Annotated in this window: 17 protein-coding genes and 2 pseudogenes; 7 read left to right on the top strand and 12 right to left on the bottom strand. The window is 42.3% G+C overall.

From position 1 onward, the window contains the following. Positions 1-113: 113 nt before the first annotated feature. The 3 genes from ACYRY3_RS11980 to psaK (ACYRY3_RS11970) form a co-directional block, all read right to left on the bottom strand. Positions 114-1,307: a site-2 protease family protein gene (locus ACYRY3_RS11980; protein WP_460201894.1), complete on the bottom strand. Its 1,194-nt coding sequence runs from the start codon at positions 1,305-1,307 to the stop codon at positions 114-116. Between the two features lie 304 nt (positions 1,308-1,611). Beyond that, the gene (psaK, locus tag ACYRY3_RS11975; protein ID WP_460201893.1) at positions 1,612-1,890 is read right to left on the bottom strand and encodes a photosystem I reaction center subunit PsaK; all 279 of its coding nucleotides are present in this window, start codon (positions 1,888-1,890) and stop codon (positions 1,612-1,614) included. Positions 1,891-2,159: 269 nt separating this feature from the next. Then, on the bottom strand, positions 2,160-2,414 hold the full coding sequence (psaK, locus tag ACYRY3_RS11970; RefSeq protein ID WP_460201891.1) for a photosystem I reaction center subunit PsaK: 255 nt from the start codon (positions 2,412-2,414) through the stop codon (positions 2,160-2,162). A 219-nt stretch (positions 2,415-2,633) separates the two neighbouring features. Here psaK (ACYRY3_RS11970) and ACYRY3_RS11965 point away from each other — a divergent pair, with 219 nt between their 5' ends. Continuing rightward, a complete protein-coding gene (locus tag ACYRY3_RS11965) occupies positions 2,634-3,269 on the top strand; it encodes a phosphoribosylanthranilate isomerase (RefSeq protein WP_460201890.1) in 636 nt (211 codons plus the stop codon). A 94-nt stretch (positions 3,270-3,363) separates the two neighbouring features. Here ACYRY3_RS11965 and folE read toward each other — a convergent pair whose 3' ends face one another. Both folE and ACYRY3_RS11955 read right to left on the bottom strand, forming a co-directional pair. After that, complete coding sequence (folE, locus tag ACYRY3_RS11960; RefSeq protein ID WP_460201889.1) at positions 3,364-4,071, bottom strand: GTP cyclohydrolase I FolE; 708 nt, start codon at positions 4,069-4,071, stop codon at positions 3,364-3,366. Between the two features lie 147 nt (positions 4,072-4,218). Continuing rightward, a pseudogene (locus ACYRY3_RS11955) lies at positions 4,219-5,067 on the bottom strand (alpha/beta hydrolase); the annotation flags it as partial. Between the two features lie 214 nt (positions 5,068-5,281). Between ACYRY3_RS11955 and ACYRY3_RS11950 the strand changes: the two are divergent. Continuing rightward, entirely contained in the window at positions 5,282-6,052 is a 771-nt protein-coding gene (locus ACYRY3_RS11950) for an SDR family oxidoreductase (protein WP_460201888.1), read from the top strand. A gap of 24 nt (positions 6,053-6,076) precedes the next feature. Here ACYRY3_RS11950 and ACYRY3_RS11945 read toward each other — a convergent pair whose 3' ends face one another. Further along, on the bottom strand, positions 6,077-6,427 hold the full coding sequence (locus tag ACYRY3_RS11945) for a DUF3611 family protein (protein ID WP_460201913.1): 351 nt from the start codon (positions 6,425-6,427) through the stop codon (positions 6,077-6,079). 197 nt (positions 6,428-6,624) lie between these two features. On the opposite strand from ACYRY3_RS11945, the gene ACYRY3_RS11940 reads away from it, so the two are divergent. The 3 genes from ACYRY3_RS11940 to ACYRY3_RS11930 all read left to right on the top strand — a co-directional run bounded on the left by ACYRY3_RS11940 (position 6,625) and on the right by ACYRY3_RS11930 (position 11,072). Next, on the top strand, positions 6,625-7,053 hold the full coding sequence (locus ACYRY3_RS11940) for a hypothetical protein (protein ID WP_460201887.1): 429 nt from the start codon (positions 6,625-6,627) through the stop codon (positions 7,051-7,053). 1,288 nt (positions 7,054-8,341) lie between these two features. Beyond that, positions 8,342-10,357 (top strand): AAA-like domain-containing protein, encoded by a 2,016-nt coding sequence (locus ACYRY3_RS11935; protein WP_460201886.1) that lies wholly within the window; start codon positions 8,342-8,344, stop codon positions 10,355-10,357. A 70-nt stretch (positions 10,358-10,427) separates the two neighbouring features. Further along, positions 10,428-11,072, top strand: coding sequence for a Uma2 family endonuclease (locus ACYRY3_RS11930; protein WP_460201885.1), 645 nt, complete (start codon positions 10,428-10,430; stop codon positions 11,070-11,072). A gap of 242 nt (positions 11,073-11,314) precedes the next feature. Here ACYRY3_RS11930 and ACYRY3_RS11925 read toward each other — a convergent pair whose 3' ends face one another. Together ACYRY3_RS11925 and ACYRY3_RS11920 are read right to left on the bottom strand one after the other, a co-directional pair. Beyond that, a complete protein-coding gene (locus ACYRY3_RS11925) occupies positions 11,315-11,803 on the bottom strand; it encodes a CVNH domain-containing protein (RefSeq protein WP_460201884.1) in 489 nt (162 codons plus the stop codon). 26 nt (positions 11,804-11,829) lie between these two features. Further along, a complete protein-coding gene (locus tag ACYRY3_RS11920) occupies positions 11,830-12,096 on the bottom strand; it encodes a hypothetical protein (protein ID WP_460201883.1) in 267 nt (88 codons plus the stop codon). 164 nt (positions 12,097-12,260) lie between these two features. Here ACYRY3_RS11920 and ACYRY3_RS11915 point away from each other — a divergent pair. After that, a pseudogene (locus tag ACYRY3_RS11915) lies at positions 12,261-12,524 on the top strand (RNA recognition motif domain-containing protein); the annotation flags it as partial. A gap of 172 nt (positions 12,525-12,696) precedes the next feature. Next, positions 12,697-13,062 (top strand): hypothetical protein, encoded by a 366-nt coding sequence (locus tag ACYRY3_RS11910; RefSeq protein WP_460201882.1) that lies wholly within the window; start codon positions 12,697-12,699, stop codon positions 13,060-13,062. Positions 13,063-13,419: 357 nt separating this feature from the next. On the opposite strand, the gene ACYRY3_RS11905 is transcribed toward ACYRY3_RS11910, so the two are convergent. From ACYRY3_RS11905 to ACYRY3_RS11890, 4 genes are all read right to left on the bottom strand, one after another. After that, positions 13,420-13,944 carry a tetratricopeptide repeat protein gene (locus ACYRY3_RS11905; RefSeq protein WP_460201881.1) on the bottom strand — a complete coding sequence of 175 codons (525 nt, stop codon included), beginning with the start codon at positions 13,942-13,944 and terminating at the stop codon, positions 13,420-13,422. A gap of 249 nt (positions 13,945-14,193) precedes the next feature. Next, positions 14,194-15,021, bottom strand: a complete 828-nt coding sequence (locus ACYRY3_RS11900) for a WecB/TagA/CpsF family glycosyltransferase (protein WP_460201880.1) — start codon at positions 15,019-15,021, stop codon at positions 14,194-14,196. 24 nt (positions 15,022-15,045) lie between these two features. Next, positions 15,046-16,212, bottom strand: a complete 1,167-nt coding sequence (locus ACYRY3_RS11895) for a prenyltransferase/squalene oxidase repeat-containing protein (protein ID WP_460201879.1) — start codon at positions 16,210-16,212, stop codon at positions 15,046-15,048. A gap of 457 nt (positions 16,213-16,669) precedes the next feature. Then, entirely contained in the window at positions 16,670-17,617 is a 948-nt protein-coding gene (locus ACYRY3_RS11890) for a transporter substrate-binding domain-containing protein (RefSeq protein WP_460201878.1), read from the bottom strand. Positions 17,618-17,639 lie beyond the last annotated feature (22 nt).

The raw sequence follows: 17,639 nt of genomic DNA, 5'->3' as shown, positions 1-17,639 counted from the left end.
TCCCAATCTTACAAGTAAACTTACCATTTTTTAGCAGATTCTCAAAACATCAGACATAAAATAAGGTGCGCTATACTTTGCCCACGCACCCTATTTTCATGAATTTTGTCCTACTATTGGGTTGATTTGGCAATGACGCCCAATTGTAAACCAGGTGGAAAACTGCCTTCTTCTTTGATTCGCTTAATCTCAGCTTCTGTTATCCGCAAATTCAGCTTTTGTGCTAAAGTCCTGACAATGTCTCCTCGGTCAATAACACCAGCCACAGCACCAGCTGGAGAAAGTACAGTAATGCGCGGTAACTGTTCGCTTTCCAGTTTACTAATGACATCAACTAGAGGAGTTGTCTCAGCTACGCTCTTAATTTCTGTAAGAGGATGCACTATGCTTTGGACAGTTAGGGTTTCCCATTGACTTCTTTCCACTAGACGCAAATCCTCTATAGAAACCATACCCCGGTAACGTCCATCAGATTCAGCATAATAAACTTCTAACGAAGTGCTTTCTAACAAGTAAAAATCAGCAAAGGAGCGTAAAGTTTGGTTTGCATCCACGACGCGAAAGTCTCGTGTCATGGCATTGGCAGCGACTAAACTCAGTAAGGTTTCTTGTAAAACGGTTACGCGATCGTAACTGCTGGCGTTGCGGATTCCAAACCAACCTAATAATGCTATCCACAAACCAGTGACTAACTCACCTGTAAAGTAATCGACTGCCATGCCAAGGGCGATCGCACCGTAACCTAAAATTTGCCCTGCCCTTGCTGCTAGTTTGACAGCTTGAAAGCGGTTACCCGTTGCCTTCCACAGTGCTGCTTTCAAAACTTGTCCGCCATCTAAAGGCAAACCGGGAATCAGGTTGAAGAGTGCCAAAACTAAGTTAATTCTCGATAAATCTCCTACCATAATACTGGCTGGGCTATTCGCGGGCAAAGCATTCACCAACAATCTTAAGAGCAAAAACAAGACAACACTAACTACAGGTCCTGCAATTGCGACCTGAAATGCTTTTCCTGGAGTTTTAGATTCTTCTTCAATAGAAGCAATCCCACCAAACAGAAACAGGGTGATTGAATTGACCTTTATGCCCTGCGATCGCGCCACTAAGCTATGACCCAATTCATGGAGCAAGACCGAACCAAAGAGCAGTAGTGCCATCACAACTCCAGAACTCCAAGCAAGGACAACACCCCATGTTTGGTAGGCTACTCCAAAGTTAAGGGTTGCCAGCCCTAAAATCACAAACCATAAAGGGTCTAAGAACAGCGGAATTCCGAATAAAGACCCGATTTTCCAATTTGTTTGCATTACATTTTCCTAAAATCAAGATGTTTACAGCTACTTGACAACACATACTACGTGTTATTTTTTATGCATATATAATTTGGTTGCACCAACAAGTCCAGACAGCGATTGGAAAAATCGGCAATTGCGCTTTTGTGATGCTCTATTTCTAGAATAGACAATTACCGCTAGCCAGCAAATCTCAAATAGGACAGGGATTAAGTATTTTAATAAATAAAAACAAAGGCAGTAAGTCTTGCTCTTTTGGATTTATCCAAAAGGTAAAAAGACCTACCACCTTTGATAAGCTATTCAAAGTTATGCAAATCTAAATAACACCAAGATTGGTCAAGCCCAAAATAGCCCCAATACCAAGGATATGACCCGTACTCATTGCTGCGAGGAATGAACCAACACTAGGATTGTTGAAAATGGCTGGGAAAGGAAGGGGCATTTTTTGACCGACGTGGGGATAGCGAACTATGCGGGGAATAATCAGAAGAGATAATATGCAAGCGCCAATGATGATTGCCGTTCCACTCCAGGGCAATCCCACGCCAGTATTGGGGTCGGTAGATTGAACTGCTAGTAACAATGATGAAATCACTGCTCTTTCTCCTGCAAAACGTAAAGTTATTGCTGTAGAGGAGCGATACAGCCCAGCTCTATAAAGATCTGTCTGCTTCGCGCCTCCACTACCAGATTTATGCTCCGTCTGATGAAGCCGCTAAATCTTCCCTCTTGGGGGAGGAGTGTCACTCTCCCTCAAGTTAGAGCAAGTTTTCTGGAGAAAGAACTTTAATCCGCGAACAGTAACGCCAACCAGTTAATGCTAAGTGCTAAGCGATAGCTTCGCTACAGCATAGCGGCACGCTGTTAGATAGCCCCAATGTTAGTCAATCCTAATACAATGCCAACCCCGAGAATATGACCAAAACACATAGCACCGATGAATGCCGGAATACTCAAGGGTAGTATGGGCAGCTTAATACCCACCTGAGGCTTTTCAATTCTTGTAGCTAGCAAAACAGATACTAAACAGCTGACACTGATGATGATTGCCACAGTGGTATTGAACTCGGGTGTTGCGGGAACAGTGGTGGCGGCTGCTAGTAAAGTTGATAAAATCAAGCGTTTCTCTCCTCAATAGAATTAACAAGCAATAAGCCATCAGCTTTCAGCTATCTGCTCTGGGGTTTCACCTTTGACTGATAACTGCTCTTGACCGACTGCTGAATACTGATAGCTTACAGCTCAACCACAAAAATTATAGAATTACAGAGGGAAAAAACTTGAAATTTTTATACAACTCAATTTTTTGTATTAATTACTACTAAGTGTGAAGAATTTATGCGAGTTAAGATTTGCGGAATTACTCAGCCAGAACAAGGAAAGACAATTGCCTCACTGGGTGCTACGGCGTTGGGATTGATGTGTGTCCCATCCTCACCGCGCTATGTCAACGTAGAGCAAATTCGGGCTGTCATAGAACAATTGCCGGAAACAATTGACAAAATAGGAGTTTTTGCCAACGCGACTACCACTGAAATTCAGCAGACAGTTCTTCAGTCTGGGTTAACTGGTGTTCAACTACATGGAGATGAGCCTCCAGAATTTGCTTTACAGTTGCGCGAGCTCCTACCCAATGTAGAAATTTTAAAAGCTTTGAGAATACGCAGTGCCGAAGATCTTAAACTAGTATCTAATTATACAAATTACATCGATACTTTGCTACTGGATGCATACCATCCACAACAGTTGGGCGGTACGGGTAAAACGTTAGATTGGGCTATGTTGGAGCAATTCAACCCTGGCTGTCCTTGGTTCCTAGCAGGAGGATTAAATCCAGATAACGTTCTGGTAGCTCTTAACCAGGTTAATCCCACTGGGATTGATTTATCCAGTGGAGTAGAACGTGCGCCAGGAGATAAGGATTTAGATAAGGTAGCGCAGTTGTTTGAAAGATTGGGAAGTAAGAGTAGATAGTGGTTAGTAGTTAGCAGTTAGTAGATAGTAGTTGGGAGTTAGTAACCAATAACCACTAACCATTAACCATTAACTACTAACCAATAACTACGTTTTAAAAGAATGCTGCTTGATGGCGAATTAAGTTCAGAAATTCTTCACGGGTTTTTTGATCTTCTTGGAACACACCCACCATTGCACTAGTGACAGTCCAAGAACCGGGCTTTTGAACACCCCGCATGACCATGCACATATGGCTGGCTTCAACGACTACAGCTACTCCTTTTGGTTCCAAGATCTGCTGAATTGCTTCAGCTACTTGGCGGGTTAGCCTTTCCTGTACCTGCAAGCGACGGGAATACATTTCCACGATGCGAGCAAGTTTACTCAGTCCCACGACTTTCTGGTTGGGGATGTAGGCTACATGGGCTCTGCCCATAAACGGCAGCATATGGTGTTCGCACAGGCTAAATAGATTAATATCCCGCACGAGTACCATTTCGTTATGACCTTCGTCAAAGATAGCACCGTTAACAAGTTCTTCTAGGGACTGGTTGTAACCGCTAGTAAGAAACCGCATTGCTTCTGCTACCCTTTTGGGTGTTTTCAGCAATCCTTCGCGTTCGGGGTCTTCCCCTACACCTACGAGTAGAGTCCGCACGGCTTCCATCATCTGCTCCATATCCTCCTCTGTTGGCGGGTGCAAATCGGCTTGCTTCCCGTTGTGAGTGTTGCGATCGGGTCTTGCGGTGATGGCTTCCGTTAAATCAGTTCTAAGAGGAGAGTGAGAGCGATCGGTACCGTTGGAACTAGCAATAGTCATGATTTCACAGTCTGAGTAAAGGTTTGAAAGTTAGTCATTTGTCAAGAGGTTATTGGTCATTTGTCATTTACCATTTGTCATTGGTCTTTAAACTAAAACAAATGACACTGGACACCGGACAAATCATAAAACACCAGCACTAGGCATAAGGTATTCAGCTAAGTAGGCAAAACTTGTTCTGTCAGACCCGAGTCCATGAGAGATGACAACCACCGGGCGAGGGTTGGAAACCAAGGGCAAGTATATATCAGCAGGAAAGGTGCGACGGCGCGAGATATCATTGAGTACGATGGTACGTCTTTGCCATTTAAAATTTCCCGGTTTTAGCAACTCTCTTACCGAAATGTTCTCTGCTACAGCCGTGTTGGTTGCTATTTGAGACGATTGCTGGTTGATAAGTGCGATCGCCCTTTGAGTTTGATTGACCAACCGCTCCACTGCTTGGGCTATTTCTAAACTGCGGGCTAAATTAATCGAAATCGACCTTGAGGGAAACCTTCTGAGCACGGTCAATAACGTTAACCCTTGTGGATCGACGGCAGCGAGAATTAAAGATGCTCGGATTGCATAAAATCCACTAATGCCAGATTCCTGCTGAATCACTTCTCCCAGAGTTTCTAACAATCGCTCGCCAATTGGCGTGTAGAGAAACTGAGATACCTGCACGGGCTTCAAGGGAATTGGTGTTAGCAAAACTTGTCGCAGTTGAGCTAATTGTTCCTTGCCCGCATACCGAGCGTATGTTGCTAATTCGTCATCTATCTTCCCCGTCTTTGCATATTTTTCAAGAGAATCTATGGGGATAGAGCGTTCCAAAACACCGAAAGAGAGAGTCAGGCGTTCTGCAGCTAAGGTAGGACGCGGAGCTAGCAATCCAAGACTGAGAAACCCCAATGCTATTTTGAACCGAATAAACTGCTTGGGTTTGGTATGAGGAGTATTGGAGCGGAACCAAGGACACTTGATAGTGACAGGCGAAATTAGCGAGTAACTCATAGTTATCTCTCATGGATTTGTTAGCCATCTTAGTCAATAAAATAGAAGTGGCGCATAGCCAAAAGTGGCATTTACTTACCTATGGGGGAAGCTTCTGCTCGCGCCGCATATCCGCAACCAATTGCTAAATAATATACAGTAGGGGCGCAAGGCATTGCGCCCTGAAAAATGCCGTATTGTGTAGGTTGGGCTGCCACTTATGGACAAAATTGTCATGAGCAATAACCGCTGGACACTTACTGGAAAAAAAGCTTTAATTACTGGAGCAACAAAAGGAATTGGATTGGCGATCGCGCAAGAATTCCTGTCTTTAGGCGCTGAGGTGATAATTGTTGCCCGAAATGAAGAATTAGTTGAACAGCAGCTTAAAAACTGGGAACTCCAAGGATGGAAAGCTCATGGAATTGCTGCAGACGTTGCAACATCTGATGGTCGAAGGGCAATTTTTGAGAAAGTGAATGAAGCTTTAGGAGCATTGAATATTCTCATCAACAATGTTGGTACCAATATTCGCAAACAAGCAGTGGACTACACGGAAGATGAGTATGAATATATTTTTCAAACCAACCTAGCTTCGGTGTTTGCAATGTGCCGACTGACTTACCCCTTACTCAAAGCTCAAGATAACAGCAGCATTGTGAATATCGGTTCTGTTGCTGGGCTAACCTCAGTTCGTACTGGTGTGCCCTATGGGATGACAAAGGCAGCGATCGTGCAACTTACCCGTTCTTTAGCTGTGGAGTGGGCACAAGATGGGATTCGGGTCAACACCGTTGCTCCTTGGTTTATTCGTACTCCCTTAACAGAACCGTTATTAAATAATTCAGATTTTCTAGCAAGGGTTGCATCCCGCACTCCTATGCAGCGAGTAGGAGAACCGGAAGAAGTCGCAGGTTTGGTAGCTTTTTTGAGTATGCCAACAGCGACCTACATCACAGGACAATGTATCGCTGTTGATGGCGGTTTTTTATCCTTTGGCTTTTAAATCAAAATGGGTTTATCCATCGCGTCAATCCCGATACAGCCAATTAAAAAGCCCCAAAGAAGTTACCGTACCAATAAAGTGAGCGGCGATGCCGTTCATATTTGACATTGCGACAAAAATATCAAGAGAGCGAATAATACGGCTTGGATCGTAAATTGCAACTCCTTGAGGCTGGGCAATCGATTTTGACAGTAGAACTCCCAAACCTGCCCCACCTCCTAAAATGAACAACAACATTCCCACCAGATGAGCAATGACACCAATCCGCAGTAATTGCATGACCTCTGCTTTTTTAGGATGCAACTCTGGATTTGGATTGCGAAGCCGTTTTCCAAAGCGAGTGAGACGAAAAGCTAAGTAAATACTAAAAAGCAGTGACCTAAGTGATAAAGCTTGGTCTAAAATTTAATTTGTTACAAAACAGCATCCACTGACCGGGAGCATAGTGACTGGCGAAGTCTTTCAATCATTGGGAGATCATGCCCTTGCAATCTTGTTTCAATTTCGTTTTAGATTAGAAAGAAGAGTCACCCACTGGTAACGGGTCATTGATGACTGATGGTAGGTTGGTTATGAAAGTTGAATTTTTTAACAGAGTTCCCCTGCTACCTCTAGCTTTCCTCTGGCTTGCTTATGCTTGGCTGGGGTGGTATCTATCTGACCATCACATTGTTTGGCTGGTTGGAGCTTTTGTTGCTGTTGTGGTGTTAGCCATCGTTTGGAGAACTATTTCCTGGTTGGAGCGATTGATTCGATTTGGTTCTAGAACTCTAATTGTAGTTATGGCTTTAAGTGCCTCCATTGCTCTGATTGCAACGTGGTCAATATTCTTGACGTTCATTGTTATGCCTTTAGCAACTACAATTTTGGCAGAGATAGAACTTCGTTTTGCTGGGCTCAATCAAAGAGATACATTTTTGTGGTTAACTGCGATCGCTGGTTTGGGTTTGATAGTTGGCGAAGTCATAGACATTGTTCTTTTCCCCAGTATCAGATATTAACTTTATTATGTTTATCGCTAACAATTTTAAGTTGACAGGTTCAGTTAGTTAACATAAAAAAATCAAGATATCAGTAGGTGGGTACAAATAAAGTTAGCCCTTTGAAGTTTTCCTTTGTTATTCGTCATTAGTCATTTGTAAGAGTGATAGCCATTTCTATATTCTTTAATGTCATTGCTTTTACAACATTTTTCAGGTAAATGAAGTGTGGCGGTAGGGGCAAACAGTCTTATCTCCACGAGCGTGGCACGCTACGCGTTGGCGAAGCCTGTCCGCAGGACTTACGCCCTTACAACAATCTATACCTTACTCTATAATTCCAACTCTAATTTGAATGATATGAAGAATAGGTAAAAAACTAAAAGGTAAGAAAAGTGGGAGCAATTGTTTTAAAGATTAAATATGTAGTCAATTTTATATATTCCAAACTCTAAAACCGGAAAATTTTCATTAAATTTACGTATATAATAAAAATTGCAGTTCTTGTTTATACTTAAAATAATTTGTAAAAACCTTTTTTAAAGTTTTCATAAAGTGTCGGTAGAAACTCTAAACAGGAGTGCAAGTATAGTACTAAAATATATTGGGAAAAAATATAGGTATTCATCAGAAACAGCCAAACGATCCTAATCGCCGTTGCTGCTGACATAACCTAAAAGCCTGCCGCTCGGCATATTGACTCGAAATTTAGAAGTTTCTGATACCATTTTTTCTGGTTACAATTACGCTAAAAATACTCAGCTAATGTATAAACTATTAGTAGAGTTTTAGTGTAAAATGTCTCAGGAATAGAAAAGTTGTTGATAGCAAGTAAAGGAGGATTTGTTATTTAAATAGGAAAGTTGACAAATTCAATTAACTGCTGAAAACCTAGCAGAGGATACAATCCTTAGTTGTGCATCTGCAAATTCAAAATTAGATAATTTGACAATCTTTTTGAAAAAGAAAATCTTCACCTAGTAGTGCACTGCATTTTTTTCAGTAACGCCAAAACACTTTTGATAGATTTCTCATCTACTGCGCTCTGCCAATTCGGTCAGTTTGCTAGTTTCTAATTCAAAAAGTTGGAAGAGCCGCACTGTGATTCATGGGTGCTAAGTAAAAACTTCTACTGGTGAGCATTTCAAGATTGAAAGTCGCAGTTGTGGATGGGACTAGATAAATAATGATACGGGAAATAACTATTGATTTTTCCTATCTCTCAGTATCCATCTGATGTAGTAACATATCTTGAATTTCACTTTAATACAGGGGTACGTAGGTGTACATTAAGAATACGTATAACTATATGAATGCTCTGCCACAACTTAGCCGCCAAATAGAAGTGAATGAGGTTTTAGAAGCAATAGAGAAATTTCTACTACCAAGAAGGCTCAGTTCTATTGAGAGATTTATATTGCATCAATCCTGGCTGGGACAAACCTATGGTGAAATGGCTCAAAATTCAGGGTATGCCAGTGATTACATCAAAGAGGTGGGCTCCCAGTTATGGCAGGATATTTCAGACGTAATAGGGGAAAGAGTTACAAAGAAAAATTTGCATCTGGTTCTGAGCCAGATCAAACCTATTCCAGTCGGGAAAGAAAAAAAACAATCTGAACCAAAATCAGTGTTCGTCAATGACTCGCTAGAAGAAAATAACGAAGAATTGCGATCGCCTGTTACAGATACAGAAATTAAGTTTCCTAGTGGTCCTGTAGCGCTGAATTCTCCTTTATACATTAACCGTCCTCCCATAGAGGAAATTGCTTATCAAGAAATCAGTCAATCTGGATGTGTTCTTGGGATTAAAGCACCCAGAAAGATGGGAAAAAGCTCTTTGCTACACCGTATTGTCTCCTATGCAAAAACGTTAGGTTACAAAACGGTTTCTATAGATTTCCAAGAAGCTGACGAAACTATTTATACCTCCCTGAATAGGTTTTTGCGTTGGTTATGTGCTAACGTGAGCAGACAATTGAACCTCACCTCTAGGTTAGACGATTACTGGGATGAGGATATGGGAAGTAAGGTGAGCAGCAAAATTTATTTTGAAGCTTACCTGCTAAAGCAAGTTGATAGCCCTGTTGTCATCGCCTTCAACGAAGTTAATAGGGTTTTTGAGCATTCCGAGATTGCTAGAGACTTTTTCCCAATGCTGCGCTTTTGGCATGAACAGGCAAAACAGGATACAATTTGGCAAAAATTGCGACTAGTTGTTGTTCATGCCACAGAAATATATGTTCCATTGAATCTCAATCAATCGCCTTTTAATGTCGGGCAAACTATTAAGTTACCACCATTTACCCCAGAGCAAGCACAGGATTTAGCGCTGCGGTATGGATTAAATTGGGCAAGTGGCGAAAAAGGTGCAAAAACTCTTGCTCCTCTGATAAATATGCTATCTGGGCATCCTTATCTTTTGAATCTTGCATTCTACTATCTGCAACGAGAAGAGATAACCCTTGAGACGTTATTGGAAACGGCATCCACATCAGCTGGAATTTTCAGCGACCATTTGCGAAGCCTGCTAGCTATCATTCGACAAGTGCCAGAACTGGTATCAGCCCTGCAAGAGGTGGTTAATTCTGACGAAAGCGTGCAGTTGGAGGCGATCGCTGCTTTTAAGCTAGAAAGCATGGGATTAATCAAACTTGAGGGAAATTGGGCAAAGCCAAGCTGTGAGTTATATCGTCTTTATTTTCAGGAACAGTTGCAACAACAGAATTCCAAAGATGTTGCCGAGCATGAGGCAGTGGAGACAGAATCACGCCACCTAGCCTATGCAAACAACCTTGATGAACTTACTCAGCTTGCAACCAGGCACTACTTCAACCAATACATGGAAAACAACTGGGAGCAATGGGCAAAAGATGCTTCGCCAGTGTCTCTCATAATGTGTGAAGTAGACTATTTCAAGTTTTTCAACGATGCTTACGGATATAAGGTTGGAGATGAGAGTTTGCAAAGAATTTCAAATACTATTTGTGAGTGCTTGGAAGAATACTCAGAGCATTTTGTGGCACGTTATGAAGGTGCAAAATTTGTTATAGTTTTGCCCCAACTTAGTAGTGAATTTGCTTTTAATGTTGCCAGTAATATTAGAGATAGTATCATTGCATTAGCGATCGAACACGAACGCTCGATATTTGGTGGCTTCCCAGCTCGCGTGCTTACAGCAAGCTTAGGAGTAGCAAGCATTATACCCAGCCAAGAAACCTCTTTGGAAATGCTCATTGATGCTACTGACACCGCACTTCATCAAGCAATCCGAAAAGGTCGTAATTGCGTCAGCGTTAATCAAAGCTTGAAAGTTGAGTTGTAGTGGAAGTTTTGGGAGCAGAATGGCGCGTCAAAATTGAGAAAGTAGGACAGCCGTTAACGGAGGCAAAAACGTGACCGTAACTATTCCCATTCAAGCCATAGAACTTGCTCCCGGTAGTCAAATTGCCATTCATAACCTGTCTTGGCAGGACTTTGAGCGACTTCTCGAAGACTTAGGAGAAAAACGCAAAACCCGCGTCGCATACTACCGAGGAACCTTAGAAATCATGTCCCCGTTAGCACTTCACGAGCGTCCCCATCGCATTATTGCTTACATCATCACCACAATTTTGGAAATTCAAGGACGCAACTGGGAAGATTTCGGCTCAACAACTTTTAAACGTCCAGAGATTGCCGGAGTTGAACCAGATACCTGCTTCTATATCCAGAATGCCAACCAGGTCAAAGGATGTACCCAAATGGATTTGAGCGTATATCCTCCTCCAGACCTTGCCGTTGAATCTGATGTTACCTCAAAAACAACCCTCAACGCTTACGTATCTCTGGGCGTTCCGGAAGTGTGGATTTATAGCAACCACCAGCTAACTATTTACATTCTCCAAACTGACGGCTATGTAGAATCTACCCACAGTTCCACCTTTCCCAATTTACCCGTAACCGAACTTATTCCCCGACTAGTGCAAAAAGCCATTGATGATGGAACCAGTCAAATGCTGCGAGAACTCAGAGCTTTGCTACGAGAGTCAGAAAAATGATTGGTAGGTTGGGTTGAGGAACAAAACCCAACACACCATAAAGTATGAAGGATGAAGTATCAAGGATGAAAAAATCAGGAAATTAGATGCAGCGATCGTCCGCGTAGCGTAGTAGCGTAGTAGGCTTAGATATAACGTAGCTGTTATGAGGGGCAAACAAAGCTGGAGTGCTTAACATATACAATCTGAAGTGTAAAGTCATGCGGTCAAACCAAATTTAGGCTTGACTTTTCTAAGATTATCTATTCCACTACGGCAGAAAACGGCGTACAAAAGAAACCGAACGGGCACGGTGACCCCTTAAACATCAATACACCATTAACATTTTCAATTCCGAGAATGCGAATAGATGTATTATTAAGGCTACCATCTATTTTTTTACAAGTTGCTGATAACAAATCTCCGTCTTCAACCTTAATGTTAAAACAACTTGTTTGAAAGCTACTAGAATTATTGAGATGATTAAACGTTAACACCCCATTAACATTTTCAATTCCGAAAATACGAATAGATGTATTATTAAGAATGCCATCTATTTTTTTACAAGTTGCTGATAACAAATCTCCGTCTTCAACCTTAATGGTGAAGAAGGCAGAGGGCAGGAGGCAGAGGGCAGAAGGGATGCAATATGGTAGGGGCTTCAACCCACCACCCTTCGGGTTCGCCAGTCCCCTACGGCGGGAGACCCGCCTACTTTCTCTGGACTCACCAATTGCTTGCCACCAAATCAAAGATTATGGTGGAGGGACCGTTACCCTTACTCCCAGAGGTCGTGAGAAGTACGAGGACATATTCCTTCTGCCATCAGACGAGCGTACTTCTGCCTTCTGTTAAAACAACTTTTTTGAAAGCCACTAGCTCTGCTCATATTTTCTGCTAGAAAAGCAAATTCAAATTTTGTAATTACAGTTAGCGATGGCGCGCCGCCCCCGCCGTAGTCGATAAGCACTATGAGCGGCTTGCGCCAAGGGCGATAAGCGCTCTTTCGGCTTGCGCTTCGCGATCGCACTACGTGATGAGGCAAATAGCCACCCCTACATCTTGTCTTTCTGTTCGCTAATTATGTTATATTACTTAAAAATAAGTATAGATTAATTTAAATATACTTAAATTGACTTCTTCTTCTGTTATATTTTTGTACTCCTTATTTACCTTTTACGGGTTTGTTCGGTTAGGTGCAAGATGTGAGTCAGGGAAGTTTTTGCAGAATATGGAACTGTTAAAAATGTCCAAGTGCCTACAGATAGAGAAACGGGTCGTCCGCGAGGTTTCGCGTTTGTAGAAATGTCATCAGATGCAGAAGAAACAGCAGCAATTGAGGGTCTTGACGGTGCTGAATGGATGGGTCGCGACCTCAAGGTGAATAAGGCTAAGCCCAAGGAAGATAGAGGTTCTTCGTTTGGTGGTGGTAGACGGGGAAATGGTGGTAGCGGATATTCCAAACGTTACTAAGCTTTGAAATCAATAATGTATTGTATACTAAAGGGAATATTTTAGCGCGGCTGTAGAGTTCGGAACTCAAATTTTTGGAGTGGTTGCTTAAAGCGAGTTTTAGTCAAGTCAATGGCTTGTCAGAGCGCAGTTAAAGCAACACAACCCACGGCACCGATCGGGAGAGAGTTCAATGATTGCTCTAGTTGGGATCGCCATCCAAAGCAAAATCTATTCAAGTTCAGCATCTGTTGTGTACCGGGGGATCAGGGTGCAGGATGGTCGGGCAATCATCGTCAAACTACTTAAGCAAGATTATCCCTCTCCTGAAGAACTCATTCGCTATAGGCAGGAATATGAAATTACCCGTTCCCTCAAAGAGGAAGGAGTAATCAAAGCATATAGTCAGCAAGACTATCAGCGCACGCTCGTTATTCTCTTGGAAGATTTCGGTGGAGAATCTATCGAAAGATGGATGGGGCAGCAACCAAACTTTTGTCCTATGGACCTGCATACATCCAGTAAGCCAATTTCATTCAGGTGTTCTCCCTTCTCTTGAAACGAATGCTTGTCTGTTGAAAAACCGACTATGAGTGCTTGTTTATCAAAGCTATCAGCTTTTAGCTGTCAGCTTTTTTAAGTTCTATAGCTTTTGGGCTGAGAACTGACCACTTTTTAAATCGTTTTTGATTTTCTCAAAACTTGTCGTGTTTGATGAAGTGGGGATATTAGGTCGCCCTTAGCAATATGAAATCGCTGAAACTAACGCTGTGATTGAGATCCAGCTTACGATTTAAACAACAAAAATGTTGTTTAAGTGAAAGAAATCGTAATATTTGGGTAAAATTCTTAAATTTTGCTCGTTCCCTAATGGAGATGGGGAACGAGACAATAAAATTGGGGGAAAAAGACCAACCTATGCAGCTACCAAACGACGCAAAGACTCAGAGCGCCGTCTCGCTGTGGCATTGTTTGGGTCTAATTTCAGTGCATTTTCGTAAGTTTCCAGCGCCTGAGCATTTAATTTCTTGCGTTCGTAGGCATGAGCTAGATTATTAAATGCTGTTACGTAGTCAGGTTTGTATTTAATAGCTTCTTTATATTGACGAATTGCTAGGTCATACTGTTCTTGGGCAAAGTAAGCATAGCCCATTCCATTGTAAATGTAGGCTACATTTTCTTCCCCTTCTTCTTCAGCGGCTTTAAGAGCTTTTTGAAACAGCGCGATCGCCTGAGAAAAAATCTTTTTCTCTGAATAAATACTAGCTAATTCGTAATATTCTTGCGCTGTACCTTTTTCTTTATTTAGCTTGTTTCGCAGGCGTGACATAACATTTTCCCGCCTGCGAGTTTTAAAGACTTGGCGAAAAATGGTGACAACTGTAATTGCAAGCAGACCCACAAAAACTGAGAGATAAATAACCGCTAGATTGTTATCCATTGTCAAAAATAAGGAAATTAAAACACTTCCTTTGTACCTATTATCAAAATAGGACAAAAGCCTCAGATAACAATTGTAGCTGTAATGCTGCAAGGCGAATCACCACACGCCAATCGATTGGAGTTGCCTCTCACTGGGGAATTCTCGAAAGCTGATAATTGTAGCAGCAGTAACTCAAGTCACCCATCACTCTTAAATTTACTTTATAAATCAGGTTTCTAGGTGAGTGTTTGAGTATTTCTGCTGTTTTCAAGCTGCTTGCTTCTTATAGATTTTGGTAACTAAAGCCCGCAGCAATCTATACAGGAACTGCAAATTCGTGAATAAATAGCGTTTCCACAATCTTCGCGGTTCTTGAAGCAAGCGGTAGAGCCATTCGAGTCCTACCTCCTGCACCCACAGAGGGGCACGTTTTTTTCTACCTGCAATCACATCAAAGCTGCCACCTATACCAATAGCCAACTTCACACCCAAATTTGCCCAATGCTCCTCAAGAAAATATTCTTGCCGGGGAACTCCCATACCTACAAAGAGGATGTCAGCACCGCTTTGACAAATTGCTTCAGCCCGTTCAGCTGCCTGCTGTGGAGTGAAGTAACCGTTATCAAAACTTATATTTAGTCGAGGATACTTAGACTGCAATTTCGAGACGGCGGCTGTAATAACCTCCATTGTTGCTCCCAGTAAATAGATATGCAACCCTAACTGTTCAGACACGGCTGCTAGCTCATCAATTAGGTCAATCCCTGCAACGCGATGTGGTAATGGGGTTGCAAACAATCGTGAAGCCCAAATAATTGGCTGACCGTCAGCCACAATTAATGCTGCTTTATTAACAAACTTTGCCAACCGCTCATTGTTTCGCATCATCATGAGGATAGCAACATTAACCGTGCATATATATCCCCTTTTTCCCTGCTGGATCGAACGAATTGCCCAATCGACTGTTTCTTGAGTTGTCACGGGATCAAAACTACTGTTTAAGATATGCACTCTCTTTGTAGCCGTATCCTCGCTTCGAGAATGTTGGATTGGCTCTTTCCCAGGGCTGCAATTGAAAATTTCTACTGTTTCCATAACTATATCCTCAGTATCTAGCCTCTATTGCTCGACCTCAAGTAGCAGAAGCACTGCATCAATAAAAAACTTCGCCGCCCAATTTGGATACGATAAGCGAGTGTACTGTCCCCAAATCGGATGAGAGCCTTTAATACCTCCTCGGATATCTGGGTTAGAGGTATGAATGTCTTGGCAGGACATGACGTATTGCAAACTGCTGAATGCGGCTTGATAATATTGCTGTTCTCTTGTTTGTTGAAAAAGCTTGAGCCAAATAATTGCCATTTGACAGTTACCAGTCAAGCAGCAGTAATTTCCGTGAGGCATCCCTTGAATATCTATCTGTCCGGGAATAAATCCATCATCACGGACGTGCTTTAACATTGCTTTGGCTCCCGCGATCGCGGCATCAACATACTTTTGCTCGTTTAGCAAGTAACCTGCTTCTAAAAGACCGCGATTGGCGTATGCAATGTTGTGAGTAAAGGGAGGAACTCCTGGTTTAAAGGCGCACTGGTCAAACCATCCTCTATTTTGCTGACTTATTGCCCAATCCAGGTTAGCTCTGGCAACTCTCTCTCTGTCTGGATGGGGGCAATGAGTATGTAATTTTAACAAGGGCCAAGCAACACGGGTGTTATAGACGTGAGGAACACCCAAATGCGTGTTTTGAGTCCAACGCCCTGTTTCATCAGCAACTCTAACAAGCCAATTACCAGCCGCTTGAGCTGCTTGTAAGAAGTAGGTGTCGTGTGTCTCTTCATAGGCTCTAATTAGACCTTGCAGGACTTGACCTGTATCAAAGACAATACCTTGGGAACCATATCGAGGGTCGGAAATGGAACCATCATCGTTTTGGACTCGCACTAACCACTTGCAAATATTAACTGCTCGCTCCCAAGCGTCATCATCTTGAGTGTCATCAGCTAAATCAAAAAATGTGTCGGCAATGTACCCAGATGTTTCGCGGTAGCTAAGCCTCCACCCTCCCTTGAGAGAATAACCCCAACTGACTCCATCATCAGGGCTACAATCGTGAGCCCGTTTGAGCCATTGAATAGCAACTTCTAGGTGCTCTCTTGGTTCAAATCTTGTTTTGGGTTTATTGAATAGGTCTTTGACCGATACATTTGAAAAATACCAAAGCAACTTTAACGTTCCTGGTTGCTTGAAGCCGCCAGATGTCTCTACTTTTATCTCGCTTTGCATGGGAATTTGTGAGGTTATACTGCCAAAGAAAGCTACTACGCATCAGGTAGAAAACACCCTTGAAAACATACCCGAATGTGTAGTTTGGTAGTCATCCCTAGTCCTGCAATCGCGCACTTTCTGCTTTTGCCGAAAATGCCAATGCCAGCCTTATCTATTTATTAGGCTGCTAACTCGTAAAACACTCATTTTTTGGTCTATCTGTAAAATTACTGATGTTAGGGCTTTAAGTCTACTATCTTTACGTGTTTTTTAAGAAAAACCCTTGAATTCTTTAATTAGTTAATATGAACTTTATTATTTTAAACAGGTTGGCACAAATTTGGTGTGTCTTGTCCTTTGTCCCTTGTCCTTTGTCATTGGTAAGAGTTGAGACAGTGGTTACATACCTTAACATATCGGCTTTTATTCCTAGCCACCTACCGCTCGCTTTGTTGTTGCCAACTACAATCAATCTTTACGTAGTTTCTTGAAGACTTTTTAATTCTTTGTGTATGTTAGGTAAACCCCAGTAGCTGATGCGTTCTTCAAGCCAACCAGAATTAATATAGCGGGCGAGTGCTTCATTCACCTGCCTTCGTAGTAGATCGTGCTGCAAGCCTTTAGGCATGACTACAGACAACGGTTCCGTGGATAGCTTGGTTGGTAGTATACGATACTGAGGATCTTGTTGTACCCAACCACTAAGAACGCTACCATCTGCTGCAAAAGCAGCAACTGCACCCTTTTCTAAAAGAGCAATTGCTGCCTGATAAGAATCAACCCCTTCTATGGAAGCAGTTGGTAAGTAATAACGTACTGAAGCAATTGTGCTTGAGCGATCGAGAACAGCAATTTTTCGCTTTGCCAGATCGCTAAGCCGCTGCACTGTATTATCTTTCGTGATTATGACAGCACCATCAAAGTAGTAGGGAACACTGAAACTCACCAAGCGAGCACGTGAGGCGGTTGCTGTTACTCTAGCAATGGCGATATCCACTTTATTTTGTAACACTGCGGACAAACGCTCTTGATTTGCTACTGGCTGCAAACGCACAGCGTCTGCTTTCCCCAGTAAGTCTGCTGCCAATGCCTTTGCTAAATCGATTTCTAAGCCCTGCAAATGACCGCTTGCATCTCGAAATCCCAATGGACGCAAGTTATCTTTGACGGCAATATTTATGTAGCCCCGCCGCTGAATTTCTGGCATTTCTGCGGCAGATGCTGACAATTGTGTATCTGCAAAAATCAAGCAAAAAGTCAAAAATAAAAAAATGGTTGCGGATAACAGCAGATGTAACGTTCGCAACGGATTAGGTAGCGGATACAACGTGGCAGCGGATTTAAGAGCGGTTATTACGGATATTTTATCTATGACTCCCACAGACAACTTACCCGCTATATGCATTACCACATCCGTTGCCATATCCGTTATCACATCTGTTGCT

This window comes from Scytonema sp. NUACC21 (genome assembly GCF_054684315.1).
Note: the sequence above shows the minus strand (reverse complement) of the source record. Positions and strands in the feature narration are given on the sequence as shown.